This is a genomic window from Pseudomonas sp. Tav-5-1A (genome assembly GCF_055755055.1).
In genome coordinates this window covers 1,086,945-1,111,791 of the sequence record NZ_CM146901.1, presented here as the reverse complement: position 1 = coordinate 1,111,791, position 24,847 = coordinate 1,086,945, and the positions used below count along the sequence as shown (strand labels likewise).

Genomic DNA, 24,847 nt, shown 5'->3' with positions numbered 1-24,847 from the left:
CAGGGCCGGTCAAACCCCGGAAGGGTGCGATAATCGGTCACGCGGCCACCGCTTGACGATTCGCGCAAGAAAACTCCACGAATAAAGATCTTTTCTGCGCGTTTCATCGTTATAATCTCCCCCCGATTATAAGGACGTCTCCTGATCGGGCCCCGCAACACCGCTGATGCCTCGCATCCAGCCCTCCAAAGCCCACAGAGAGCCGCCCACACAGGCCAATTGAAGCCGGTGTGCCCGATGCTTTCGGCACTTTCGCCCTTCGCTGGACCTGCCGCTGCCCGCGTCTTCATGGCAGCCTTTTTGAGGTTCACGACTCCAAAAGAGCGTGAAAAAAACGGTTTTCACTACTTCACAAGAGTGTGGCGAGCAAATGAACAGTTTTGCATCTGTACATGCATTAACAACGTCCGGTTCAGCACCGTACGGTCGGCACTGCCGCGCCTGCCTGTCAGGAGCCTGAGGTCGATCACTGGCAACGCGGGCGCATTGACCTAAGTCGAATTGCCCACCGGGCCCGAAAATGAGTTCATAGGGACTTGTTGGACCGGTTGGTAGCGTCCGCACAAGCTTGCGTTTTTTGCGAAGAGTCGGACATGGCACTCCTGGCCTGCTGATGTGTACCGGGACGCCGTGCTGTCAATTTGGTGCTGAAGATTTTGGAGACGCGTTAATGGCGCATAACGAAGCAGTCGACGTGGTATTGGTAGGGGCCGGCATCATGAGCGCCACCCTGGCCGTACTGCTCAAAGAGCTGGACCCGACGATCAAGCTGGAAGTCGTCGAGCTGATGGACTCCGGTGCCGCGGAAAGTTCCAACCCGTGGAACAACGCCGGTACCGGCCACGCGGGCCTCTGCGAGCTGAACTACACGCCGCAGGCCAAGGATGGTTCGGTCGACATCAAGAAAGCCGTGCACATCAATGCCCAGTTCGAGGTGTCGAAGCAGTTCTGGGCGTACCTGGCCAAGCAGGGTACTTTCGGTTCGGCCCGTGCCTTCATCAACCCGGTCCCGCACCTGAGCTACGTCGAGGGTGACAAAGGCATCGACTTCCTGAAGAAGCGTTACGAGATGCTGAAACAGCATCACGCCTTCGCCGACATGGAGTACACCGAAGACAAGGCCAAGATGAACGAGTGGATGCCGCTGATGATGCCTGGTCGCCCTGCCGACCAGGCCATCGCCGCCACCCGCGTCATGCACGGTACCGACGTCAACTTCGGCGCCCTGACCAACAAGCTGCTCAAGCACCTGGCTGCCGGCCCGGATGCCCAGGTCAAGTACTGCAAGCGCGTCACCGACCTGACCCGCAACGGCAGCGGCTGGACCGTCACCATCAAGGACGTCAACAGCGGCAACAGCCGTAAGGTCGACGCCAAGTTCGTCTTCCTGGGCGCCGGTGGCGCTGCCCTGCCGCTGCTGCAGCAGTCGGGCATCGAGGAAGGCAAGGGCTTCGGCGGCTTCCCGGTCAGCGGCCAATGGCTGCGCTGCGACAACCCCGAGGTGGTCAAGCACCACCAGGCCAAGGTCTACAGCCAGGCCGCCGTGGGCTCGCCGCCCATGTCCGTGCCGCACCTGGACACCCGCGTCGTCGACGGCAAGACCTCCCTGCTGTTCGGCCCATACGCCGGCTTCACCACCAAGTTCCTCAAGCATGGTTCGTTCATGGACCTGCCCAAGTCGGTACGTGCCGGCAACATCGGCCCGATGCTGGCCGTGGCGCGGGACAACATGGACCTCACCAAGTACCTGATGAGCGAAGTGATGCAGTCCATGGAGCAGCGCCTGGAATCCCTGCGCCGCTTCTACCCCGAGGCCAAGGCCGAGGACTGGCGCCTGGAAGTGGCCGGCCAGCGCGTGCAGATCATCAAGAAAGACGCGAAAAAAGGCGGCGTGCTGCAGTTCGGTACCGAACTGGTGTCGGCGGCCGACGGCTCGCTGGCGGCCCTGCTGGGTGCCTCGCCGGGCGCTTCGGTGACCGTGTCGATCATGCTGGAACTGATCGAGCGCTGCTTCCCCGAGAAGTACCGTTCCGAAGCCTGGACCACCAAGCTCAAGGAAATCTTCCCGGCCCGCGAGAAAGCCCTGGAAACCGACGCAGCCCTGTACCGCCGGGTCAGCGCCCAGAGCGACGCCGCGCTGGAACTGGCGCCGCAGGCGAACACCGCCGAGCAGCACCTGGCGTAAACGCCGCCCATGAAAAAACGCCCCTCGGGGCGTTTTTTTTGCGCTGACGGAAATCAGCCGCGGGCTTTCTCGACGATCTCGATGTAGTCCGGCGCGTTGCGCTGGTCACGGATCAGGGCGATGAAGTCGTTGCCGTGCTCGTCCTTGCCGTCCAGGTCGTAGCCGGCTTCAAGGAAGAACCCCACGAAGCGCTCGAAATCGTCCACGCGCAGGCCGCGGTAGGCCTTGATCAGCTTGTGCAGCGACGGCGAAGTGGCGTCGACCGGTTCGAATTCCAGGAACAACTTGACCTGCTCGTCGCCGATCTCGTCACCAATCAGCTGCTTCTTGTCTTTACGCATTGCCCACTCCAACTCGCTGCTCTGGGAGGTGGGAGCTGGCTTGCCAGCGAGCTTTTCAGGGCGCCCGAAAAGCTCGCTGGCAAGCCAGCTCCCACAAAGACAGCGAGTTTACCCCCCCGCGCCAGGCGGCTCAACGCGCGTGAACGGCGCCCGTGTGCAGGTCAGCCCAGATATGGCCATTGGGGTAGGTCAGGAACTGCACGTACACGGTGTCGTTGCGCAGCAGGTCCATGATGGTGCGGTACTGGCCCAGCGGGTAATTCAGCGTGAGGGTCTTGCTGGCGTCGTCGTAGTTGGGCTTCTTCAGGCTTTTGCTTTCGGCGTCGAAGGTCAGCAGCACCTGGCCGATGGTGGCGCCCTTGTTCAGTGGCTTGCCCTTGAGGCGCACCAGCACCGAGGAAGTCACCGGAATGGGCTGCTGGTTGGATAGCCGCTGGTTGCCCACCACCACGGAAAAATCGGTGATCTGCAGCAGTTGCTGTTGCTCGGGCTGTTCCTTGCGCAGGCCCAGGTCATCGGGCGGCAGGAACTGGGCGTGCAGGGGGGCGGCGGCGAGGGGCAGACTGGACAGCAGGACAAGTGCGGCAATCATCGAACGCATGGGCGAGCTCCTGGAAGGCAGCCCAGCACTCTAGCACACCCTCCTGGTGACGCGGCCGTTGGCCGCTGCTACACAATTCCCCGTAGCAGCGGCCGCCAGGCCGCGTCCGGGCCGAACGCGGTGTGCCAGGCATTGCGGCGGCGCCGGTGACGCGGCCTTTGGCCGCTGCTACGGGCGGGTTACATGCCTTTTACGGCGTAGATGCCCGCGGCATTGCGCCAGTAGCCCTTGTAGTCCATGCCATAACCGAAGATGTAGCGGTCAATGCAGGGCAGGCCCGAATAGGTGGCCTTCAGGCCTGGGCTGGCCTTGCGGTCGTGGTCCTTGTCGATCAGCACGGCCGTGTGCACGGCGCGGGCGCCGGCGTGCTTGCAGAAGTCGATGATGGCGCTCAGGGTGTGACCTTCGTCGAGAATGTCGTCGATGATCAGCACGTCGCGGTCGATGAACGACACTTCAGGCTTGGCCTTCCAGAACAAGTCGCCGCCGCTGGTTTCATTGCGGTAGCGGGTGGCGTGCAGGTAGCTGGCTTCCAGCGGGAACTTCAGCTGGGTGAGCAGCTTGCCGGCGAAGATCAGGCCGCCGTTCATCACACAGAAGACCACCGGGTTGCTGTCGGCCATCCCGGCCGTGATCTGCGCGCCAACACGAACGATGGCAGCCTCTACTTCGGCTTCGGTGTACAGGCAGTCGGCCTCGTCCATGACTTGACGGATATGCTCGAGATCAGCGGACATGACGCTCTCCAAAGGGGGGGTGGTCTGAGAAAAGCGGGCAAAGGTACGCATCCGTTCGGGACAGATCAAGCTTTTCTGGACTAACGTCCAGTATGTCTGCACGACAGTGCCATCCGAATAGATTAATCTAGCGCGGTTTTTTTGCCCGCCCGGAGCCTTTCCCCATGCCAATCCTCGAGATTCGCCACCCGCTGATCCGCCACAAGCTCGGCCTCATGCGCCGTGCCGACATCAGCACCAAGAACTTTCGCGAGCTCGCCCAGGAAGTCGGCGCGCTGCTGACCTATGAGGCCACCAAGGACCTGCCGCTGGAAACCTACGACATCGACGGCTGGTGCGGTACTGTCCAGGTCGAGAAAATCGCCGGCAAGAAGATCACCGTCGTGCCTATCCTGCGCGCCGGCATCGGCATGCTCGAAGGCGTGCTCAGCCTGATCCCCGGTGCCAAGGTCAGCGCCGTGGGCGTTGCCCGCAACGAAGAGACCCTGGAAGCCCACACCTACCTGGAAAAACTGGTGCCCGAGATCGACGAGCGCCTGGCCATGATCATCGACCCGATGCTGGCCACCGGTGGTTCCATGGTCGCCACCATCGACCTGCTGAAGAAAGCCGGCTGCAAGGACATCCGCGCCATGGTGCTGGTGGCTGCGCCCGAAGGCATCGCCGTGGTCGAGAAGGCCCACCCGGACGTGAAAATCTACACCGCCTCGGTTGACCAGCGCCTGAACGAACACGGTTACATCATTCCTGGCCTGGGCGACGCCGGCGACAAGATCTTCGGCACCAAGCAGAAGGACGCTTGAGCATGGCCGACGAGTTCAACGACCCGCTGTGGCGCCAGATCCTCTCCGGTGCGCAAATGCTCTTCGTGGCATTCGGCGCGCTGGTGTTGATGCCGCTGATCACCGGCCTGGATCCCAATGTCGCGCTGTTTACCGCAGGTCTCGGGACTCTGCTGTTCCAGATCGTCACCGGGCGCAAGGTGCCGGTGTTCCTGGCCTCGAGCTTCGCCTTCATCACCCCCATCATCCTCGCCAAGGGCCAGTTCGGCCTGGCCGAGACCATGGGCGGGGTAATGGCGGCCGGCTTCGTCTACACCTTCCTGGGCCTGGCCGTGAAGATCAAGGGCACCGGTTTCATCGACCGCCTGCTGCCGCCCGTGGTCATCGGCCCGGTGATCATCTCCATCGGCCTGGCCATGGCGCCGATCGCCGCCAACATGGCGATGGGCAAGGCCGGTGACGGCACCGAACTGCTGCCGTACAGCACCGCCATGTTCATCTCCATGCCGGCGCTGCTCACCACCCTGATCGTCGCCGTGTTCGGCAAGGGCATCTTCCGCCTGGTGCCGATCATCGCCGGCGTGCTGGTGGGCTTCGGCCTGTCGTTCGCCTTCGGCGTGGTCGATACCGCGAAGATCGCCGCCGCCTCCTGGCTGGCGCTGCCGCACTTCACCGCGCCGGCGTTCAACTGGCAGGCCATCCTGTTCATCGTGCCCGTCGCCCTGGCGCCGGCCATCGAACACATCGGCGGCGTCATCGCCGTGGGCAGCGTCACCGGCCGCGACTACCTGAAAACCCCGGGGCTGCACCGCACCCTGCTGGGCGACGGCATCGCCACCACCGCCGCCGGTCTGTTCGGCGGCCCGCCCAACACCACCTACGCCGAAGTGACCGGCGCGGTGATGCTGACCAAGGCCTACAACCCGAAAATCATGACCTGGGCGGCGATCTTCGCCATCAGCCTGGCGTTCATCGGCAAATTCGGCGCCTTGCTGCAAAGCATCCCGGTGCCAGTGATGGGCGGTATCCTCTGCCTGCTGTTCGGCTCCATCGCCGCAGTGGGCATGAACACCCTGATCCGCCACAAGATCGACCTCAGCGAGGCGCGCAACCTGGTGATCATCTCGGTGACCCTGGTGTTCGGCATCGGTGGCGTGCTGATCGGTACCGGTACCGGGCCGCATGACTTTGGCCTGAAAGGGATCGCGCTGTGCGCCGTGGTGGCGATTGCGCTGAACCTGATCCTGCCGGGGCATGGGGAGTGGAAGGAGAAGGTTGGGGAGTGATTTGCTGACCTAATGCTTTGCTGCATTCGACGCCGCTATCCGCCATTGAGGGGATAGCGGCGTTTTCATTTCTACGCCAACACTGGCGCCCGCTCACAAAGCACCTTCAACGCCTCCCCCCACTGCCGGTTGTCATTCAAGCAAGGCACCAACACCAACTCCTCCCCCCCCGCCTCGACAAACTGCTCCTTGCCGCGGTCACCAATCTCTTCCAGCGTCTCGATGCAATCGGCGACGAACGCCGGGCACATCACCAGCAGGCGTTTCACGCCCTGCTTGGCCAGTTCGTCGAGGCGTGCCTCGGTGTAGGGTTCGATCCACTTGTTCTTGCCCAACCGCGACTGGAACGACACTGACCACTTGCCGTCCGGCAAGCCCATTTTTGCCGCGAAGGCGGCGGCGCTGCGCATGCACTGGCCGCGGTAGCAGTTGGCGAGCACTTCGGGGCTGGACTCGGCGCAGCAGTCGGGACGGCGCACGTCGTGGCCGGGGTTGAGCTTGGTCAGGTGGCGTTCGGGCAGGCCGTGGAAGCTCAGCAGCAGGTGGTCGAACGGCTGCGCGTCCAGGTACGGCTTGGCGCTGGCCACCAGGGCGTCGATGTACTCGGGCTGGTCGAAGAACGGCTGCAGCAGCTTGAAGCGCACCGGCAGTTTTTTCTCCTGCACCACCTTTTTCGCTTCCTCGATGACCGTGGTCACGGTGCTGTCGGCGAACTGTGGGTACAGCGGCGCCAGGGTAATGTCGCGCACGCCCTGGGCAGCCAGGCGGGTGAGCACGGTGTCCAGGGACGGCTCGCCGTAGCGCATGGCGATTTCCACCGGGCCGTGGCTCCACTGTTCGCGCATCACCGCTTCCAGGCGGCGGGTGAGCACGACCAGGGGCGAGCCTTCGTCCCACCAGATGCTGGCGTAGGCGTGGGCCGACTGCTCCGGGCGCTTGATCAGGATCAGCGACACCAGCAGCCGCCGCACCGGCCAGGGCAGGTCGATGACGTACGGGTCCATCAGGAATTGGTTGAGGTAGCGGCGCACGTCGGCCACGGAGGTGGAAGCTGGCGAACCCAGGTTGACCAGCAGCAGAGCGTGATCGGTCATGCAACGTCCTAATTTCAGAGGCGCGGGACGAGGTCGCCCAGCGCCGATTGCAGATCATTGAAACGGAAGGTAAACCCTGCCGCCAGTAAACGCACCGGGCGGGCCCGTTGGCCGCCCAGCAATAAATCCGACATCTCGCCCAGGCCCACCCGCAGCACCAGCCCCGGCAAGGGCATGAACGCGGGCCGGTGCAGGGCACGGCCCAGGCGCCGGGCGAACTCGCGGTTGCGCACCGGCTCTGGCGCACAGGCATTATAAGGACCGCTGGCGTCGTCCTTGTGCAAAAGAAAATCAATCAGGCCGATTTGATCGTCGATGTGCACCCAGGGCATGAACTGCCGGCCACTGCCGATGGGCCCGCCCACACCCAGCTTGAACGGCACCTTCAGGCGCTTGAGCATGCCACCCTCGCTGGCCAGCACCAGCCCGGTGCGCACCAGCACCACGCGTATGCCCAACTCTTCGGCACGCTGGGCCGTCTCCTCCCAGGCAATGCACAGGTCGCTGGCGAAGTCCTTGCGCACCGGTTGCGACTGCTCGGTAAGCTCGCGTTCGCCGCCGTCACCGTAGTAGCCCACCGCCGAGCCGGATATCAGCACCGGGGGGCGCTGCTGGCGCTGCTCCAGCCAGGCGATCAGTTGCTCGGTGAGGCCGACGCGGCTTTTCCACAGCAGCTGGCGACGGCGTTCCGTCCATGGCCGGTCGGCGATGGGCGCGCCGGCGAGGTTGATGACCGCGTCGACAGTCTCTTCACCCAGCTCGTCCAGACGGCCGATACCTGCCACCTCGCGGCCGCACAAACGGGCCACGCTCGTCGGCTGGCGGCTCCACACCGTGAGGCGGTGACCCTGCGCCAGCCAGTGCTGGCAGAGCCTGCGACCGATAAGGCCCGTACCGCCGGTCAGCAAAATGTGCATGACTGCTTCCTCGTGTAGCGTTGAAGGCAAATCGCTAGTCTATTTTTAAGAGAGACGGCACTTTTGCCCACGGACTGCTCTCACATAGACACAGAGCAAACGGAAAAAGGACGACAGTAACTTATACTAACAATGATTATTGTACAGGTTTGTCCTTAAGCGTAGTCTGTGCAAAGAAGTAACGAGGCCACCATGACAGTACCTATTGCGATCATCGGTACCGGCATTGCCGGACTCTCCGCTGCCCAGGCGTTGTTCAAGGCCGGGCACGCGCCACACCTCTTCGACAAAAGCCGCGGCCCGGGCGGCCGTGCGTCCAGCAAGCGCAGCGACGCCGGCTCCCTGGACCTGGGGGCGCAGTACTTCACCGCCCGCGACCGGCGCTTCGTCGACCAGGTCCAACGCTGGCAAAGCGTGGGCTGCGTGGAAGAATGGAAGCCGCAGCTGTTCAACGCCCGCGGCAGCCTGCTCAGCCCCTCCCCCGACGAACAGACCCGCTGGGTCGGCACCCCGCGCATGGGCTCGATCGCCAAGGCCATGCTCGGCGACATGAACGCGGTGTTCGGCTGCCGCATCACCGAGGTGTTCCGCGGCAAGCACCACTGGCACCTGCTGGACGCCGAAGGCTGCAGCCACGGCCCGTTCAGCCACGTGATCATCGCCCTGCCCGCGCCCCAGGCCACCGCCCTGCTGGCCGCGGCGCCAAAACTTGCCGGCGTGGCCGCCGGGGTGCAGATGGAGCCCACCTGGGCCATCGCCCTGGCGTTCGACAAGCCGCTGGAAACCGCCATGCAAGGCTGCTTCGTGCAAGACAGCCCCCTCGACTGGCTGGCCTGCAACCGCAGCAAGCCGGGGCGCGAAGCCACCCTGGACACCTGGGTGCTGCACGCCACCAGCAGCTGGAGCAAACAGCACATCGACCTGCCCAAGGAAGAGGTGATCGAGCAACTGCACGGCGCTTTCGCCGAACTGGCCAACTGCGCCATGCCGGCGCCGGTGTTCAGCATCGCCCACCGCTGGCTCTACGCCCGCCCTGCGTCAGCGCACGAATGGGGCGCGCTGGCCGACGCCGACCTGGGGTTGTACGCCTGTGGCGACTGGTGCCTGTCCGGCCGGGTGGAAGGCGCCTGGCTCAGCGGCCTGGAAGCGGCCCGCCGGCTGCTTGAACACCTGGAATGACTGCCCCGCTGCACCGCCTTGACCCGCGCAAACTGCTGCTGTCCAAATGGACGGCAGCCCATCCCCGGCAACGGGAAAAACACTTCCTGGTGACCGAACTGTTTCGGGACGAGGAAGGCACTGTCCTCGAGATTGAACTGCAGGCCGTGCTGACCCGGCGCAGCGAACGAATGCCGTGGCAGGCGCTGCGCGATGCGCAGACCTGGCTGATGGGCTGGCGCTGACACACCACAGACCGCGCCAACCGCATAACGGCCGACGCAGCCTCACGGCAGCTGCTACGGGGGCTTAAATCTTGTACAAAATGTTTGACTTGTACACCCTTCGTCCTACTATGAAGGTAAGTTGTACAAGATCACCTGCCTGTACAAGAGTGTACGCCCATGCCCAACTCTCCAAAGCCCCGCATCGGTATCAGCGCCTGCTTGCTCGGCGCCGAGGTGCGCTACAACGGCGGGCACAAGGAATCGCGCCTGTGCACCCACGCCCTGGCCGAACATTTCGATTTCGTCCCGGCCTGCCCTGAGGTCGCCATTGGCCTGGGCATCCCGCGCCAGCCAATCCGCCTGGTCGGCGACGCCCAGGCGCCCCGCGCGCTGGGCACTGTCGACGCCAGCATCGATGTCACCGAAGCATTGGCCGACTACGGCACGCAAATGGCCGCGCAGATGGAAGACCTCAGCGGCTACATCTTCATGCACAAGTCGCCGTCCTGCGGCCTGGAGCGGGTCAAGGTCTACCGCGACAACGGCGCGCCACAGCACGAAGGCGGCCGCGGCATTTACGCCGAAGCGTTCTGCGCCGCGCGGCCCGACCTGCCGGTGGAAGAAGACGGGCGCCTGTGCGACGCCGTGCTGCGCGAAAACTTCATCGTCCGCGTGTACGCCTACGCCGACTGGCAGGCGCTGCTGCACGAAGGCCTGAGCCGTGGCGGCCTGATGCGCTTCCACTCGCGCTACAAGTACCAACTGATGGCCAACAACCCGCTGCAATACAAAGTGCTGGGCAAGCTGCTGGGCACCATGGGCCGTGGCGACGCCAGTGAAATCGGCCCGCGCTATTTCAGCGAGCTGATGGAAGCGCTGAAACGCTGCGCCACCCGCGGCACCCACAGCAACGTGCTGCAGCACCTGAGCGGCTACTTCAAGCGCACCCTCAGCGACGGCGACCGCCAGGAAATGCAGCACCTGATCGAACAGTACCGCCTGGGCATCGTGCCGCTGGTGGTGCCCCTTACCCTGCTCAAGCATCACCTGCGCCTGCACCCCGACCCTTATGTGAGCCAGCAGGTGTACCTGCAGCCGCACCCGGAAAATCTCAGCCTTCGAAATGCGATCTGACCCCATGAACACTTCAACCCCCGAGGGCGACGACGCCATCCAGGCGATGCGTGACGGCTGGCTGCCGATTCGCGAAGTGGCGCGCCAGACCGGCGTCAACCCGGTCACCCTGCGCGCCTGGGAGCGGCGCTACGGCCTGATCGTGCCGCACCGCACCGCCAAGGGCCACCGCCTGTACGGCGCCGAGCACGTGCAGCGCATTCAGCAGATCCTCACCTGGCTGGGCCGCGGCGTGGCCGTGGGCCAGGTCATGGCCCTGCTCGACAACGGCCAGGCGGCCACGCCCCAGGCCCATGACGGCGGCGACTGGCTGCCGCTGCGCGCCAGCCTGCTGCAGGCCATTGGCGAGCTGGCCGAGCGCCGCGTCGACGACACCTTCAACCAGGCCATGGCCCTGTACCCGCCGGTAACCCTGTGCGAGCACCTGCTGCTGCCCTTGCTGGAGGAACTGGAACAGCGCTGGCAAGGCCAGTTCGGCGCGCAGATGGAGCGGGTGTTCTTCCTGTCCTGGCTGCGCAGCAAGCTGGGCGCGCGCATCTACCACAACAACCGCCAGCTCAACGGCGCGCCGCTGCTGCTGGTGAACCAGTCCGACCTGCCCCTGGAGCCCCACCTGTGGCTGTGCGCCTGGCTGGCCAGCAGCGCCGATTGCCCGGTGGAAGTGTTCGACTGGCCGCTGCCGCCCGGCGAACTGGCCCTGGCCGCCGAACGCCTGGGCGCACGGGCGGTGCTGCTGTACTCGGCCAGGCCGCTGAACCTTGCGCAGCTGCCGCGGCTGCTGGCCGGGTTGGACGGAGAAACCCTGATAGTCGGACCAACGGTATGCATCCATCAGCACGACTGGCCCGTACATAACCTCGAGACCGGGCGCCTGCACCTGCTCGATACCCCGCTGGCAGCCCAGCAATGCCTGCAGCGCCTGGGGGTGCTCTGACATGACTACACACGGAAAACCCATGCAACTGATCTGGTTCCGCACTGACCTGCGCCTGCACGACAACACCGCCCTGGCCGCCGCCTGCGCCAAGGGCCCGACCCTGGCCGTGTGGCTGGTGAGCCCTGGCCAGTGGCAACAGCACGACGACGCCGCCTGCAAGGTCGACTTCTGGCTGCGCAACGTACAACAACTCAGCGAACAGCTGGCGCAAAAGCATATTCCCCTGCTGATCCGCACCATCGACACCTGGGGCCAGGCGCCCGAGGCCCTGCTGCAACTGTGCCAACAGCACCACGTCGAGCACGTGCACTGCAACGAGGAATACGGCGTCAACGAAAGCCGCCGCGACGCTGCCGTGGCCCAGGCGCTGGACGCCGCGGGCATCGGCTTCGACAGCCACCTTGACCAGTTGCTGTTCCAGCCCGGCAGCATCCTCACCAAGACCGGCAACTACTTCCAGGTGTTCAGCCAGTTCCGCAAAGTCTGCTACGAGCGCCTGCACCACGGCATTCCCGCCGTGGTCCGCGCGCCCAAGGCCCAGGCGCCCGTGCACATTGCCCGCGACAAAGTGCCGGCCGAAGTGCAGGGTTTCCCCACCCCCAGCGCCGCGCTGCAAGCGCTGTGGCCGGCCGGCGAGGACGAGGCCAAGCACCGCTTGGACCAGTTCGTCGACGAGCCCATCGAGTACTACCAGCACGAGCGCGACATTCCCTCGCGGCCGGGCACCAGCCAGCTCTCGGCCTACCTGGCCGCCGGGGTGATCTCGCCGCGCCAGTGCCTGCACGCCGCGCTCAACCACAACCATGGCGAGTTCGACAGCGGCAACGTCGGCGCGGTGACCTGGATCAACGAGCTGCTGTGGCGCGAGTTCTACAAGCACATCCTGGTGGGCTACCCGCGGGTGTCCATGCACCGCGCCTTCCGCAGCGAAACCGAGGCCCTGGCCTGGCGCCATGCCCCCAAGGAGTTGGAAGCCTGGCAGCGCGGCCGCACCGGTATCCCGATCATCGACGCGGCCATGCGCCAGTTGCTCGAAACCGGCTGGATGCACAACCGCCTGCGCATGGTGGTGGCCATGTTCCTGACCAAGAACCTGCTGATCGACTGGCGCGAAGGCGAGCGCTTCTTCATGCGCCACCTGATCGACGGCGACCTGGCCGCCAACAACGGCGGCTGGCAATGGAGCGCCTCCACCGGCACCGACGCGGCGCCCTACTTCCGTATCTTCAACCCCCACAGCCAGTCGGCGCGTTTCGACGAGCACGGCGTGTTCCTCAAGGAATGGCTGCCGGAACTGGCCGACCTGGGCAGCAAGGAAATCCATAACCCCGCCGGCGCCGGCGGCTTGTTCGGCCCGGCGGATTACCCGCGCCCCATCGTCGACCTGGGCAAGAGCCGCGACCGCGCCCTCACCGCGTTCAAGAACCTGCCACAGCGCCAGGTCAGTGGAGGCCATCATGGCTGACGTGCCCCGCCGCATCTGGCTGACCGGCGCCAGCAGCGGCCTGGGCGAGGCCATGGCCGAAGCCCTGCTGCTGGAAGGTGCGCAGGTGGCGGTCAGCGCCCGCTCCGAAGGGCCGTTGCGCCTGCTGGAACGGCGCTTTCCCGGCCAGGTGCTGGTGGTGCCCGGCGACCTCACCGACCACGACCAGGTCAAGGCCATCGGCGCCAGCATCGGGCAGGCCTGGGGCGCGCTGGACAGCGTGATCCTCAACGCCGGCACCTGCGAATACGTCGACGCCCAGCACTTCGACGCGCTGATTTTCGAGCGGGTGATCCGCACCAACCTGTTCGCCAGCAGCTACTGCATCGAGGCGGCCCTGCCGCTGCTGCGCAAGGGCGTGCGCCCGCACCTCACCGGCGTCGCCAGCGCGGTCACCTACCTGCCGCTGCCGCGCTCGGAAGCCTACGGTGCCTCCAAGGCGGGGCTGCGCTACCTGTTCGAATCCCTGCGGGTGGACCTGGCCCAGGAGCACATCGACGTCACCGTGGTCAGCCCCGGCTTCGTCGACACGCCGCTGACGCAAAAAAACGACTTCCCCATGCCGATGATGATCAGCGCCGAAGAGGCCGCCCGGCACATCGTCGAGCGCCTGGACAAGCGGCCGCTGGAAATCGCCTTCCCGGCGCTGTTCATGACCGCCCTGTGGCCGCTGTCACGGCTGCCGGCGCGGCTCAAGCTGATCATCGGCAAGCGCATGGTGCGCCCGAACCCACTGGAAGGGGACAACTGATGAAAATCGCCGTGATCGGCAGCGGCATCGCCGGCCTGACCTGCGCCTACCTGCTCAGCCGTGAGCACCAGGTGGAGGTGTTCGAAGCCTCCTCGTGGATCGGCGGGCACACCCATACCCTGGACATCGAGCACCAGGGCCGGCACTACGCGATCGATACCGGCTTCATTGTCTTCAACGAGTGGACCTACCCCAACTTCATTGCCCTGCTGGACCAACTGGGCGTGCCCTTCAAGGCCACCGAGATGAGTTTCTCGGTCAGCGACCCGGGTAGCGGCCTGGAATACAACGGCAACAACCTCAACAGCCTGTTCGCCCAGCGCGGCAACCTGGTCTCCCCCGGCTTCTGGGGCATGCTCAAGGACATCCTGCGCTTCAACCGCGAAGCCGTGGCAGACCTGGCCAGCCACCGCCTCACCGCGCAGACCACCCTGGGCCAGTACCTGCGCACCAAGGGCTACGGCCAGCGCTTCATCAATCACTACATCGTGCCCATGGGCGCGGCCATCTGGTCCATGTCGCTGCAGGACATGCTGGGTTTTCCGCTGCAGTTCTTCGTGCGTTTCTTCAAGAACCACGGCCTGCTCTCGGTCACCCACCGGCCGCAGTGGTTCGTGGTGGAAGGTGGCTCCAGCCGCTACATCGCGCCGCTCACCGCAGGCTTCGCCGAGCATATTCACCTGGACTGCGCCGTCAGCCGCGTAGAACGTGACGCCGACGGCGTGACCCTGCACAGCCCGCGTGGCGCCGAGCGGTTCGACAAGGTGGTGTTCGCCTGCCACAGCGACCAGGCCCTGGCGCTGCTGGCTGCGCCCAGCGAGGCCGAGCAACAGATCCTCGGCGCCCTCCCCTACGCCGACAACGATGTGGTGCTGCACACCGACACCCGCCTGCTGCCCACCCGGCCCCTGGCCTGGGCCAGTTGGAACTACCGCCTCGACGGCAGCGGCCAGGCCGCCGCCGTCACCTACGACATGAACATCCTGCAAGGCCTGCAAGGCCCCACCACCTTCTGCGTCAGCCTCAACCAGAGCGCCGCCATCGACCCGGCCCAGGTGCTGGCGCGCTACACCTACGCCCACCCGCAATACAGCCTGGCCGGCATGGCCGCGCAGGCGCGCTGGCAAGAACTGCACGGCGTGCAGCACACCTACTATTGCGGCGCCTACTGGGCCAACGGCTTCCACGAAGACGGGGTCACCAGCGCCCTGCGCGTGGCCCACGCGTTCGGGCAGGCACTATGAACAGCGCCCTGTACAGCGGCTGGGTCAGCCACCGGCGGTTCGCCCCGCGCGGCCACCAGTTCCGCTACCGCATCGGCCTGCTGTACCTGGACCTGGCCGAGCAGGCCCAGGTGCTGGGGCTGTCGCCGCTGGCAGGGCACAGCCGCTGGTCGCCGTTCGCCTTTCGTGAAAGCGACTACCTGCGCGAACACACCGCCAGCGGCCTGCCCCTGGCCGATGCCGTGCGCCAGTGCGTGGCGCGGGCCCTGGGCTTCAGCCCCGACGGCGCGATTCGCCTGCTGACCCAGGCGCGCAGCTTCGGTCTGGCGTTCAACCCGGTCAGTTTCTTCTACTGCTTCAACGCCCAGGAGCAGCTGGTAGCCATCCTCTGCGAGGTTACCAACACCCCCTGGCGCGAGCGCTATCACTACGTGCTGCCGGCCGAGGGCGAAGGTTTCCAGCACTTCGCCGTGGCCAAGGCCTTCCACGTCTCGCCGTTCCTGCCCCGCGACCTGGAATACCGCATGAGCTTCAGCCCCCCGGCGCAGCGCCTGGGCGTGCACATGGCCGACTGGCAGGGCGAGACCAAGGTCTTCGACGCCACCTTGACCCTGCACCGCCACGCCATGAGCCGCGGCAACCTGCATCGCCAGCTGCTGGCCTTTCCCTGGATGACCGCCAAGACCTGCCTGGCCATCTACTGGCAGGCCCTGCGCCTGGCGCTTAAACGCATTCCCATCGTCAACCACAGTCGCGCGCAGGGTTCATATCGCGCCGCCACCGCCCACGCAAAGGAACGACGCCATGAATAGTTTCGAGGCCAAGGCCACACCGTTCAGCACTTACGGCATGACCAGCGCTTTGCTGCGCCGTGGCGTGCTGCGGCAACTGAACTCGCTGCGCCACGGCCAGTTGCTGGTGGTGGAAGGCGACGAGCACCTGCGGTTCGGCAACCCTGCCTCGCCACTGGTGGGGGAAATTCACGTGCAGGACGCCTCGGCCTGGGGGCTGGTGGCCAGCGGCGGCTCCATCGGCGCTGGCGAGGCTTTTATCCACGGTTACTGGACCAGCCCGGACCTGACCGCGGTGATTCGCGTGTTTGTCAGCAACCTCGACGTGCTGGACGCCATGGAGGGCGGCCTGGCGCGCCTCAGCCGGCCGCTGGTGCGTGGCCTGCACTGGCTCAACCGCAACACCCGCAAGGGCTCGCAGAAGAACATCGCCGCCCACTACGACCTGGGCAATGACCTGTTCGAGCAATTCCTCGACCCGACCATGATGTATTCGGCCGCGCAGTTCACCCGCACCGACGACAGCCTGGAACAGGCGCAGCTGAACAAGCTGGAACGCATCTGCCAGAAACTGGCGCTGACCCCCGGCGACCACCTGCTGGAAATCGGCACCGGCTGGGGCAGCATGGCGCTGTACGCGGCCAGCCACTACGGCTGCCGGGTGACCACCACCACGCTGTCGAAAGAGCAGTACGACTACACCCGCCAGCGCATCGAGGCCCAGGGCCTGCAAGACCGCGTGACCCTGCTGCTGTCCGACTACCGCGACCTGACCGGCAGCTACGACAAGCTGGTGTCCATCGAGATGATCGAGGCCGTGGGCCACCGTTTCCTGCCCACCTACTTCCAGAAATGCGCGGCGCTGCTCAAGCCCGACGGGGTGATGCTGCTGCAGGCCATCACCATTCGCGAGCAGCGCTACGAGCAGGCGCGGCACAGCGTCGATTTCATCCAGCGCTACATCTTCCCCGGCGGCGCGTTGCCTTCCGTGCAGGCGATGCTGCAGATCGTCGGGCGCGACACCGACATGAACCTGCTGCACATGGAAGACTTCGGCCTGCACTACGCGCGCACCCTGCGCCTGTGGCACGACAACTTCCGCCGCGCCCACAACCGCCTGCGTGAACTGGGCTACGACGAGTATTTCCTGCGCCTGTGGGAGTTCTACCTGTGCTACTGCGAGGGCGGCTTCCTGGAGCGCACCATCGGCACCGCGCAACTGCTGCTGGCCAAGCCGGCGGCGCAACCGCAGCCGCTGCTCGGGCGCTTCGATGCTTGAGAAGCTGGCCAACGCCGTGCTGTTCCAGGCCGGCTGGCTGGCCTGCGTGCTGGGCGGCAACAGCGGTTGGTTGATCGTGGTGCTGGTGATTCTGGTGGGGCACTGGTGCTGGCACGGCGACGGGCGCCTGATGGTCGAGGCGTTCGTGCTGGGCGTGGCGCTGGACAGTGGCCTGATGTGGCTGGACGTCTACGACTTTCACCCCAATGGCAGGCTGTTGCCCATGTGGCTGGCCCTGCTGTGGCCGTTGCTCGCCACCACCTTGCGCCATTGCCTGGCCTGGACGGCCCGGCCCTGGTGGCTGGCGGCGGGGTTGGGCGCGGTGGCAGGGCCGCTGTCGTATTACGCTGGCGGACGGATGGCGGGAGTGGGGTTTCCGTATGGGCTGGTGCCGACGATGCTGGGGTTGGGGGTGCTGTGGGCGGCGGTGTTCGTTGGGCTGCAACACCGGGCTAACCGCTGACGCGGCCTGCGGCCGCTGCTACGCAAACCCGTAGCAGCAACTGTCTTGAAATGGCGTCGTCTGCATCGCGACTAAAGTCGGCTCCTACACTATTCGTGGTAGGAGCCGGCCTTGGCCGCTGACGCGGCCTGCGGCCGCTGCTACGCAAACCCGTAGCAGCTGCCGAAGGCGGCGTCCGGCCGCAAACCGATCAGAACCCCAACGGCATCCGATAATTGATCGAATAGGCCTGGATACCGTCGTTCGGTTCCTTGATGCCGCCGTTGGAATAATGGATCGCGCGAATCGACACTTCCTGATTGCCCGCGAAGCGCAGGCCGAAGCCGATGCGGTCTTCGAAGTTGAAGGAAGTGCCCAGCTTGTTGTCATCGATCTGCAACTTCGAGAACACCGACACGCCAATACCGGCCTCGACGAACGGCTTCACCGCACCGCCATCGAATTCATAGCGAAACACCGGGGCGAACGACAGGGTGTTGTTCGACGGGCCACGGTTGGACGAAGTCCAGTAGGTGTAGCCGCCGTCCCAGTAGCCGGTCAGGCGCCCGGTGCTGGTCTGGAACCAGCTCTGGTCCCAATCCGACTGCAGCCCCAGGCGGTAGACCATCGAGCCCTCCCCCGTGGTCCCCACCGACACCGAACCATCCAGTGCGTGTGCTGCCATGCTCTGTCCCAGGGTAAACGCTGCAAGCGCAGCCAAGCCGAACAGTTTCTTCATCAGGAACATCCTATGTCTAATGCCGTTTTTTGGTTTTATACGTCTTGAATGACGAAACTATAGAAATCCGGACATCGATGATGGTTCATCGCCACATTAGGAGTTTGTACGATTATTTATCGTACAAATCCACTAACAATGTCAGATTTTTCCCAAAGCATAGGCAGGATATTCTGGAAGTGCTGGGGATCACCGCTGGTCCAGAAGTGCGCGGGGGTGGCCGGGCCAGCCGCCAGCAGGCCGCGCTGGTCCAGCAGGCGCTGCAGTTGGCGGGCCACGGCGGCGCCGGTGTCAATGAGGATAACGTTGCCGGGGATCATTTCCCGCAACAGCGGCTTGAGGAAGGGGTAGTGCGTGCAGCCCAGGATCAGCGTGTCGCAGCCAGCGGCCAGCAGCGGCGTCACGTAGTGCTGCAGCAAGGTGCGCAGGGCATCGCTGTGCAACTGGCCGGTCTCGATCAGCTCGACCAGGCCCGGGCAGGGTTGGGTCACCACCTTCACGTCGTTGGCGAAGCGGTCCAGCAGCGCGGCGAACTTGGCGCTCTGCAGGGTGCCCGTGGTGGCCAGCACGCCCACCACGCCGCTGCGGGTGGCCGCGGCGGCAGGTTTCACCGCCGGTTCCATACCCACGATGGGCCAATCGGGGTAGCGCTCGCGCAGGTCCGCCACCGCCGCTACCGTGGCGGTGTTGCAGGCCAGCACCAGGGCCTTGGCGCCCCGCTCGCGGAAGAACTCGGCCACGGCCACGCAGCGCTCGCGAATGAACGCCGGGGACTTCTCGCCGTAGGGAATGTGGCCGCAGTCGGCCACGTACAACAGGGATTCATGGGGCAACAGGGCGCGGATTTCACCGAGCACCGACAGCCCGCCGACGCCGGAATCGAAGACCCCGACCGGCGCTTCAGCCACGGGCCGGGCCACAGACGCTGCACGCCGGGTCGCGCTTGACCCGCAGCTCGCGGAAGCGGCTGCCCAGGGCGTCCACCAACAGCAGGCGGCCCACCAGCGGGTCGCCGAAACCGGCCAGCAGTTTCAAGGCTTCCAGGGCTTGCAGGCTGCCCACCAGGCCCACCAGCGGGCCGACCACGCCAGCCTCGCTGCAGGTCAGTTCGGCCTCGCTGCCGTGGCCGTACAGGCAGTGGTAACACGGGCTTTCCGGGCGGCGCGGGTCAAACACCGACAGCTGCCCTTCGAGGCGGATGGCGGCGCCGCTGACCAATGGCTTGCCGGCTGCCACGCACGCGGCGTTGACCGCCTCGCGGGTGCCGAAGTTGTCGGAGCAGTCCAGCACCAGGTCCACCGCCGCCACGGCGGCGGCCAGTGAATCTTCATCCAGCGCCGCGCGGTGGGCCACCAGCTTGACCTTGGGGTTGATCGCCTCCAGGCGTTGCAGGGCCGAATCGACCTTGCTCATGCCCACGGTGGAGGTGTCATGCAACACCTGGCGCTGCAGGTTGGTGAGGTCCACGGTGTCGAAGTCGGCCAAATGCAGCTCACCCACCCCGGCGGCCGCCAGGTACAGGGCCACGGGCGAGCCGAGGCCACCCAGGCCGACGATCAGCGCGCGGCTGGCCTTGAGCTTCAACTGGCCGTCGATGTCCACCTGGGACAGCAGCACTTGGCGGCTGTAGCGCAGCAGTTCCTCGTCGCTCAGCATGCCAGGCGCCCGAGGGTGATGCGTTCGTGGCCGCCGAGGTCTTCGCGGCTCTCGATCTGTTCGAAATCATGCTTGGCCAGCAGCTCGCGCACCGCGGCAGCCTGGTCGTAGCCGTGTTCCAGCAGCAGCCAGCCACCGGCCTCCAGGTGGGCAGGCGCCTGGGCAATGATGGTGCGCAGGTCGTCGAGGCCATCGTCGCCGGCCACCAGCGCGCTGGCCGGCTCGAAACGCACGTCACCTGCCACCAGGTGCGGGTCGGCGGCGCGGATGTACGGCGGATTGCTGATGATCATCTGGAACCGCTCGCCCTGCAGGGCGCCGAACCAGTGGCTTTCCAGCACCCGCACGTTGCCCAGCCGCAGGCGCTCGCGGTTGCGCTCGGCCAGGGCTACGGCCTCGGCCACGCGGTCCACCGCGGTCACCTGCCAGCCACCGCGCTCGCTGGCCAGGGCCAGAGCGATGGCGCCGGTGCCGGTGCCCAGGTCGAGCACCTTGGCTGGCGTGGCAGGCAGCAGTTCCAGGGCGGTTTCCACCAGCAGCTCGGTGTCCGGCCGCGGGATCAGCGTGTGCGGCGCCACTTCCAGGTCCAGCTTCCAGAAACCCTGCTGGCCGAGGATGTAGGCCACCGGCTCGCCCTGGCGGCGCCGTTGCAGGTAGCTGTCGAAGGTGGCCGCCGCCTCGGTGGTGACGATGCGCTCCGGCCAGGTGTGCAGGTAGCTGCGGTTCTTGCCCAGGGCTGCCGCCAGCAGCAATTCGATGTCCAGGCGCGCCGTCGGGGACTCGGGCAGTTCGGCGCTTCTGAGCAGACTGGCAATGATCGTCATTTACTCACCCAATGCCGCAAGTTGATCCGCCTGGTATTCGGCCAGCAGCGGTTCGATGACCGCGTCGACACCACCGGCCATGATTTCGTCCAGGGAATACAGGGTCAGGTTGACACGGTGGTCGGTCACCCGGCCCTGCGGGAAGTTGTAGGTACGGATGCGCTCGGAACGGTCGCCCGAGCCCACCAGCAGCTTGCGCTCGCTGGCGATGGCGTTGGCCGCGGCGCTGGTCTGCATGTCGTTGAGCTTGGCCGACAGCCAGGCCATGGCGCGCGCACGGTTCTTGTGCTGCGAGCGCTCTTCCTGGCATTCCACCACCGTGCCGGTGGGCAAGTGGGTGATGCGGATGGCCGAGTCGGTGGTGTTGACGTGCTGGCCGCCGGCGCCCGAGGAGCGGAAGGTGTCGACGCGCAGGTCGGCCGGGTTGATCTCGATGGCCACGCGCTCATCGGGTTCGGCCAGCACCGCCACGGTGCAGGCCGAGGTGTGGATACGGCCCTGCGACTCGGTTTCCGGCACACGCTGCACGCGATGGGCACCGGACTCGAACTTCAGCTTGCCGTAGACGTTCTCGCCCTCGACCCGGGCGATCACCTCTTTATAGCCGCCGTGCTCACCCTCGTTCTCCGAGAGGATCTCGACCCGCCAGCCACGCTTCTCGGCGTAGCGCGAATACATGCGGAACAGGTCGCCGGAGAAGATCGCCGCCTCGTCGCCACCGGTGCCGGCGCGGATCTCGAGGAACACGTTGCGGCTGTCGTTGGGGTCCTTGGGCAGCAGCATGCGCTGCAGGTCGCCTTCCAGCACCTGCAGTTGCTCCTTGGCTTCGCGCACTTCCTCGACGGCCATCTCGCGCATGTCGGGGTCACTGTCCTTGAGCAGCGCCTGGGCGCCTTCCAGGTCGTCCTGCACCTTGCACCAGGCCTGGTAGCCGGCCACGATCGGCTCCAGCTCCGCGTATTCACGGGAGAAGGCGCGGAAACGGGCCTGATCGGAAATGATCTCGGCGTCGCCCAACAGGGCGGTCAGTTCCTCGAAACGATCCTGGATCGTGTCCAGTTTATTGAGCAGTGACGCTTTCATTGCGGGGGTTTATCCGTGGGGCCCTCGTTGAGGGCAAAGAGTTCCTGGGCCATGGCCAGCGCATCGAGGCGGCCTTCGGCAGACAGCTTTTTAAGCTGCACGCTCGGCGCATGCAGCAATTTGTTGGTCAGCCCGCGGGCCAGTTGCACCAGCACTTCCTCGGCGCTGCTGCCATTGGCCAGCAGCCGCTGGGCCTTTTGCAATTCTTCGTCGCGCAGGCGCTCGCTTTGCTGGCGGTACGCCTTGAGCACGTCCACCGCCGCCAGCTCGCGCAGGCGCGCCATGAAATCGTCGACGCCACCGCTGACCAGTTGCTCGGCGGCCTGGGCAGCGCCCTGGCGGCTCTTGAGGTTCTCGGCCACCACGTCGTGGAGGTCGTCGACGCTGTACAGGTAAACGTCGTCCAACTCGCCGACTTCTGGCTCGATATCGCGCGGTACGGCGATGTCGACCATGAAGATCGGCTTGTGCTTGCGCAGCTTCAGCGCGCTTTCCACCGCGCCCTTGCCCAGGATCGGCAACTGGCTGGCAGTGGAGCTGATGACGATGTCGCTGTTGACCAGTTCCTGCGGGATGTCGGACAGCAACACCGCGTGGGCACCGAACTGCGCGGCCAGGGTGCTGGCACGCTCCAGGGTACGGTTAGCCACCACGATGCGCTTCACGCCCTGCTCGTGCAGGTGCCGGGCGACCAGGGTAATGGTCTCGCCTGCGCCGATCAGCAGCGCCTGGCTGCGCTGCAAATCGCTGAAGATCTGCTTCGCCAGGCTCACGGCGGCGAACGCCACCGACACCGGGTTCTCGCCGATGGCGGTGTCGGTGCGCACCTGCTTGGCGGCACTGAACGTGGCCTGGAACAACCGGCCCAGCAGCGGGCCAATGGTACCTGCCTCGCGGGCCACGGCATAGGCGGACTTCATCTGCCCGAGGATCTGCGGTTCGCCCAGCACCAGCGAGTCGAGGCCCGAGGCCACGCGCATCATGTGGCGCACGGCCGCGTCGTCCTCGTGCACGTAGGCACTGGCACGCAATTCGTCGTAACTGAGCTTGTGATAGTCGGCCAGCCAGCGCAGCACAGTCTCTGCGGCCAGGTGGTCCTGTTCTATATAAAGCTCGCTACGGTTGCAGGTAGAGAGGATCGCAGCTTCGCGGCTGTCGGTCAGGCGGCAGAGCTGCTGCAAGGCTTCGACCAGCTGCTCGGGGGTGAAAGCCACGCGTTCGCGCACATCCACCGAGGCAGTCTTATGGTTGATACCGAGGGCAAGGAAGGCCATTCAAGGTCGCTGATGATGTCGATAAGCCGACAATTGTCCTACTTAGTCCGCCCCAGAACAACTACCGCAGTCTATTGTCCTAATAGTCTGCCCCCGCAGGTGCCATCGCTTATGGGTTTGCCCACAGGCTTGTGTCATGATGATCCGACCGCAGGTAAGTCGCCAAAACTCCCTATGAATAGATCCTCCGCGTTGTTCCTTGCTTTTGTCTTGCTCAATGGTTGCCAGGCCTGGCACCCCGGCAAGCCACAAGACGCCGCTGCCGTCCAGGACAGCACTCCAAAGCCTGCCGAGAAACCGGTGGTGTATGGCTCGTTCACTGAAGACACGGTCTTCAGCCTGTTGACGGCGGAGCTGGCCGGCCAGCGCAACCGCTTCGACATCGCCCTGGACAACTACGTGGATCAGGCGCGCAAGACCGGTGACCCCGGCGTTTCCGAACGTGCGTACCGCATCGCCGAGTACGTGGGCGCCGACCAGGCCGCCCTGGACACGGCGCTGATGTGGGCGAAAAACGCCCCTGCCGATCTGGACGCCCAACGCACCGCGGCCATCCAGCTGGCGCGCAATGGCCGTTACGACGAGTCCATGGTGTACATGGAAAAAGTCCTGCAGGGCCAGGGCGACACCCATTTCGATTTCCTCGCGCTGTCGGCCGCCGACACCGACCAGGACACCCGCAATGGCCTGTTGCAAAGTTTCGACCGGCTGCTGGTGAAGTACCCACGCAACAGCCAGTTGCTGTTCGGCAAGGCCTTGCTGCTGCAACAGGACGGCGACAACCAGGGTGCGCTGACGCTGCTGGAGAAGAACCCGCCGCAGGACGGCGAAATCGCCCCTATCCTGCTGCACGCGCGCCTGCTGCAACTGCTGGACCGCGGCAAGGAAGCGGTGCCGCTGCTGGAAAAAAGCCTGCGCAAATACCCTGACGACAAGCGCCTGCGCCTGACCTACGCGCGCATGCTGGTGGAACAGAACCGCATGGCCGACGCCAAGGTGCAGTTCGCCAGCCTGGTGCAGCAGTACCCCGAGGACGACGAGTTGCGCTACTCCCTGGCGCTGGTGTGCCTGGAAGCCAAGGCCTGGGACGAGGCCGCCGACTACCTGCACGAGCTGGTGGACCGCGGCGCCCACGTCGACTCCGCGCACCTGAACCTTGGCCGCATCGCCGAGGAAAAAGGCGACCCGCAGGGCGCCCTCGAGGAATACGCCCAGGTCGGTGGCGGCAACGACTACCTGCCCGCCCAGCTGCGCCAGGCCGACATCCTGATGGCCAGCGGCCGCGTCGACGAGGCGCGCAAACGCCTGGCCGCGGCACGCGAAGCCCAGCCCGACTACGCCATCCAGCTGTACCTGGTGGAGGCCGAGACCCTGGCCAACAACAACCAGCAGGACGCCGCCTGGCAATTGCTGGCCAAGGCACTGACGCTCTACCCCGACGACCTGAACCTGCTGTACACCCGCGCCATGCTCGCGGAAAAGCGCAACGACCTGCAGCAGATGGAGGCCGACCTACGCGCCATCATCAAGCGCGAGCCGAACAACGCCATGGCCCTCAACGCCCTGGGCTACACCCTGTCGGACCGCACCACGCGCTACGCCGAGGCCAAGCAGTTGATCGAACGCGCCCACAGCATCAACCCCGACGACCCCGCCGTGCTCGACAGCCTGGGCTGGGTCAACTACCGCCTGGGCAACCTCAACGAAGCCGAGCGCCTGCTGCGCCAGGCCCTGGCCGCCTTCCCCGACCAGGAAGTGGCCGCCCACCTGGGCGAAGTGCTGTGGGCCAACGGCAAGCAGCGCGAAGCCCGCGAAGTCTGGGCCAAGTACCTGAAAGAACCCGCCGAGAGCCCTACCCTGCGCGCCACCGTGCTGCGCCTGACCGGATCCGAGACTCTATAAC

25 protein-coding genes are annotated in these 24,847 nt (G+C 65.4%); 14 read left to right on the top strand and 11 right to left on the bottom strand.

The features are described from left to right. Window positions 1–670: 670 nt before the first annotated feature. A complete protein-coding gene (gene mqo, locus AC0J42_RS04935) occupies window positions 671–2,185 on the top strand; it encodes a malate dehydrogenase (quinone) (protein WP_416422536.1) in 1,515 nt (504 codons plus the stop codon). Between the two features lie 53 nt (window positions 2,186–2,238). Here the strand turns inward: mqo and AC0J42_RS04930 are convergent, their stop codons facing one another. From AC0J42_RS04930 to AC0J42_RS04920, 3 genes are all read right to left on the bottom strand, one after another. Further along, window positions 2,239–2,526 carry a PA4642 family protein gene (locus AC0J42_RS04930; protein ID WP_416422535.1) on the bottom strand — a complete coding sequence of 96 codons (288 nt, stop codon included), beginning with the start codon at window positions 2,524–2,526 and terminating at the stop codon, window positions 2,239–2,241. Between the two features lie 130 nt (window positions 2,527–2,656). Further along, entirely contained in the window at window positions 2,657–3,127 is a 471-nt protein-coding gene (locus AC0J42_RS04925; RefSeq protein WP_416422534.1) for a hypothetical protein, read from the bottom strand. 179 nt (window positions 3,128–3,306) lie between these two features. Further along, entirely contained in the window at window positions 3,307–3,864 is a 558-nt protein-coding gene (locus AC0J42_RS04920) for a hypoxanthine-guanine phosphoribosyltransferase (RefSeq protein WP_473005411.1), read from the bottom strand. 164 nt (window positions 3,865–4,028) lie between these two features. Here AC0J42_RS04920 and upp point away from each other — a divergent pair, with 164 nt between their 5' ends. Then, window positions 4,029–4,667: a uracil phosphoribosyltransferase gene (gene upp / locus AC0J42_RS04915; protein ID WP_416422532.1), complete on the top strand. Its 639-nt coding sequence runs from the start codon at window positions 4,029–4,031 to the stop codon at window positions 4,665–4,667. Window positions 4,668–4,669: 2 nt separating this feature from the next. Beyond that, a complete protein-coding gene (locus tag AC0J42_RS04910) occupies window positions 4,670–5,932 on the top strand; it encodes a uracil-xanthine permease family protein (RefSeq protein ID WP_416422531.1) in 1,263 nt (420 codons plus the stop codon). Between the two features lie 71 nt (window positions 5,933–6,003). On the opposite strand, the gene hemH is transcribed toward AC0J42_RS04910, so the two are convergent. Both hemH and AC0J42_RS04900 read right to left on the bottom strand, forming a co-directional pair. Further along, window positions 6,004–7,026, bottom strand: a complete 1,023-nt coding sequence (gene hemH, locus AC0J42_RS04905) for a ferrochelatase (protein WP_473005410.1) — start codon at window positions 7,024–7,026, stop codon at window positions 6,004–6,006. A 14-nt stretch (window positions 7,027–7,040) separates the two neighbouring features. Continuing rightward, entirely contained in the window at window positions 7,041–7,943 is a 903-nt protein-coding gene (locus AC0J42_RS04900; protein WP_416422528.1) for a TIGR01777 family oxidoreductase, read from the bottom strand. A 192-nt stretch (window positions 7,944–8,135) separates the two neighbouring features. Between AC0J42_RS04900 and AC0J42_RS04895 the strand changes: the two genes are divergently transcribed. The 10 genes from AC0J42_RS04895 to AC0J42_RS04850 all read left to right on the top strand — a co-directional run bounded on the left by AC0J42_RS04895 (window position 8,136) and on the right by AC0J42_RS04850 (window position 17,389). Beyond that, window positions 8,136–9,122, top strand: a complete 987-nt coding sequence (locus AC0J42_RS04895; RefSeq protein ID WP_416422527.1) for an NAD(P)/FAD-dependent oxidoreductase — start codon at window positions 8,136–8,138, stop codon at window positions 9,120–9,122. Window positions 9,123–9,130: 8 nt separating this feature from the next. After that, a complete protein-coding gene (locus AC0J42_RS04890) occupies window positions 9,131–9,346 on the top strand; it encodes a TIGR02450 family Trp-rich protein (RefSeq protein ID WP_416427536.1) in 216 nt (71 codons plus the stop codon). Window positions 9,347–9,505: 159 nt separating this feature from the next. Then, complete coding sequence (locus AC0J42_RS04885; RefSeq protein WP_416422526.1) at window positions 9,506–10,462, top strand: YbgA family protein; 957 nt, start codon at window positions 9,506–9,508, stop codon at window positions 10,460–10,462. Between the two features lie 4 nt (window positions 10,463–10,466). Next, window positions 10,467–11,396 carry a MerR family transcriptional regulator gene (locus AC0J42_RS04880; protein ID WP_473005409.1) on the top strand — a complete coding sequence of 310 codons (930 nt, stop codon included), beginning with the start codon at window positions 10,467–10,469 and terminating at the stop codon, window positions 11,394–11,396. Window positions 11,397–11,418: 22 nt separating this feature from the next. Continuing rightward, complete coding sequence (gene phrB / locus AC0J42_RS04875; protein ID WP_416422524.1) at window positions 11,419–12,864, top strand: deoxyribodipyrimidine photo-lyase; 1,446 nt, start codon at window positions 11,419–11,421, stop codon at window positions 12,862–12,864. Then, a complete protein-coding gene (locus AC0J42_RS04870) occupies window positions 12,857–13,633 on the top strand; it encodes an SDR family NAD(P)-dependent oxidoreductase (protein WP_416422523.1) in 777 nt (258 codons plus the stop codon). The genes phrB and AC0J42_RS04870 overlap by 8 nt, the downstream gene beginning before the upstream one ends. Next, the gene (locus AC0J42_RS04865; RefSeq protein WP_473005408.1) at window positions 13,633–14,877 is read left to right on the top strand and encodes an NAD(P)/FAD-dependent oxidoreductase; all 1,245 of its coding nucleotides are present in this window, start codon (window positions 13,633–13,635) and stop codon (window positions 14,875–14,877) included. Before AC0J42_RS04870 ends, AC0J42_RS04865 begins: the two co-directional genes overlap by 1 nt. Next, a complete protein-coding gene (locus tag AC0J42_RS04860; protein ID WP_473005407.1) occupies window positions 14,874–15,668 on the top strand; it encodes a DUF1365 domain-containing protein in 795 nt (264 codons plus the stop codon). Before AC0J42_RS04865 ends, AC0J42_RS04860 begins: the two co-directional genes overlap by 4 nt. Then, window positions 15,661–16,926, top strand: coding sequence for a class I SAM-dependent methyltransferase (locus tag AC0J42_RS04855; protein ID WP_416422520.1), 1,266 nt, complete (start codon window positions 15,661–15,663; stop codon window positions 16,924–16,926). Before AC0J42_RS04860 ends, AC0J42_RS04855 begins: the two co-directional genes overlap by 8 nt. Next, on the top strand, window positions 16,919–17,389 hold the full coding sequence (locus tag AC0J42_RS04850; RefSeq protein WP_473005406.1) for a DUF2878 domain-containing protein: 471 nt from the start codon (window positions 16,919–16,921) through the stop codon (window positions 17,387–17,389). Before AC0J42_RS04855 ends, AC0J42_RS04850 begins: the two co-directional genes overlap by 8 nt. Window positions 17,390–17,579: 190 nt before the next feature. On the opposite strand, the gene AC0J42_RS04845 is transcribed toward AC0J42_RS04850, so the two are convergent. The 6 genes from AC0J42_RS04845 to hemA form a co-directional block, all read right to left on the bottom strand. Continuing rightward, window positions 17,580–18,107, bottom strand: coding sequence for an acyloxyacyl hydrolase (locus AC0J42_RS04845; protein ID WP_416422518.1), 528 nt, complete (start codon window positions 18,105–18,107; stop codon window positions 17,580–17,582). Between the two features lie 116 nt (window positions 18,108–18,223). Next, window positions 18,224–19,015, bottom strand: a complete 792-nt coding sequence (gene murI / locus AC0J42_RS04840) for a glutamate racemase (RefSeq protein ID WP_473005405.1) — start codon at window positions 19,013–19,015, stop codon at window positions 18,224–18,226. After that, a complete protein-coding gene (locus AC0J42_RS04835) occupies window positions 19,008–19,763 on the bottom strand; it encodes a molybdopterin-synthase adenylyltransferase MoeB (protein WP_416422516.1) in 756 nt (251 codons plus the stop codon). The genes murI and AC0J42_RS04835 overlap by 8 nt, the downstream gene beginning before the upstream one ends. Further along, window positions 19,757–20,587 carry a peptide chain release factor N(5)-glutamine methyltransferase gene (prmC, locus tag AC0J42_RS04830; RefSeq protein ID WP_473005403.1) on the bottom strand — a complete coding sequence of 277 codons (831 nt, stop codon included), beginning with the start codon at window positions 20,585–20,587 and terminating at the stop codon, window positions 19,757–19,759. The genes AC0J42_RS04835 and prmC overlap by 7 nt, the downstream gene beginning before the upstream one ends. Next, window positions 20,588–21,670, bottom strand: a complete 1,083-nt coding sequence (gene prfA, locus AC0J42_RS04825) for a peptide chain release factor 1 (RefSeq protein ID WP_416422514.1) — start codon at window positions 21,668–21,670, stop codon at window positions 20,588–20,590. It abuts the gene before it with no gap. Beyond that, window positions 21,667–22,944, bottom strand: coding sequence for a glutamyl-tRNA reductase (hemA, locus tag AC0J42_RS04820; RefSeq protein ID WP_416422513.1), 1,278 nt, complete (start codon window positions 22,942–22,944; stop codon window positions 21,667–21,669). Before hemA ends, prfA begins: the two co-directional genes overlap by 4 nt. Window positions 22,945–23,118: 174 nt before the next feature. On the opposite strand from hemA, the gene AC0J42_RS04815 reads away from it, so the two are divergent. Beyond that, window positions 23,119–24,846: a tetratricopeptide repeat protein gene (locus tag AC0J42_RS04815; RefSeq protein ID WP_416422512.1), complete on the top strand. Its 1,728-nt coding sequence runs from the start codon at window positions 23,119–23,121 to the stop codon at window positions 24,844–24,846. The last annotated feature ends 1 nt before the right edge of the window (window position 24,847 follow it).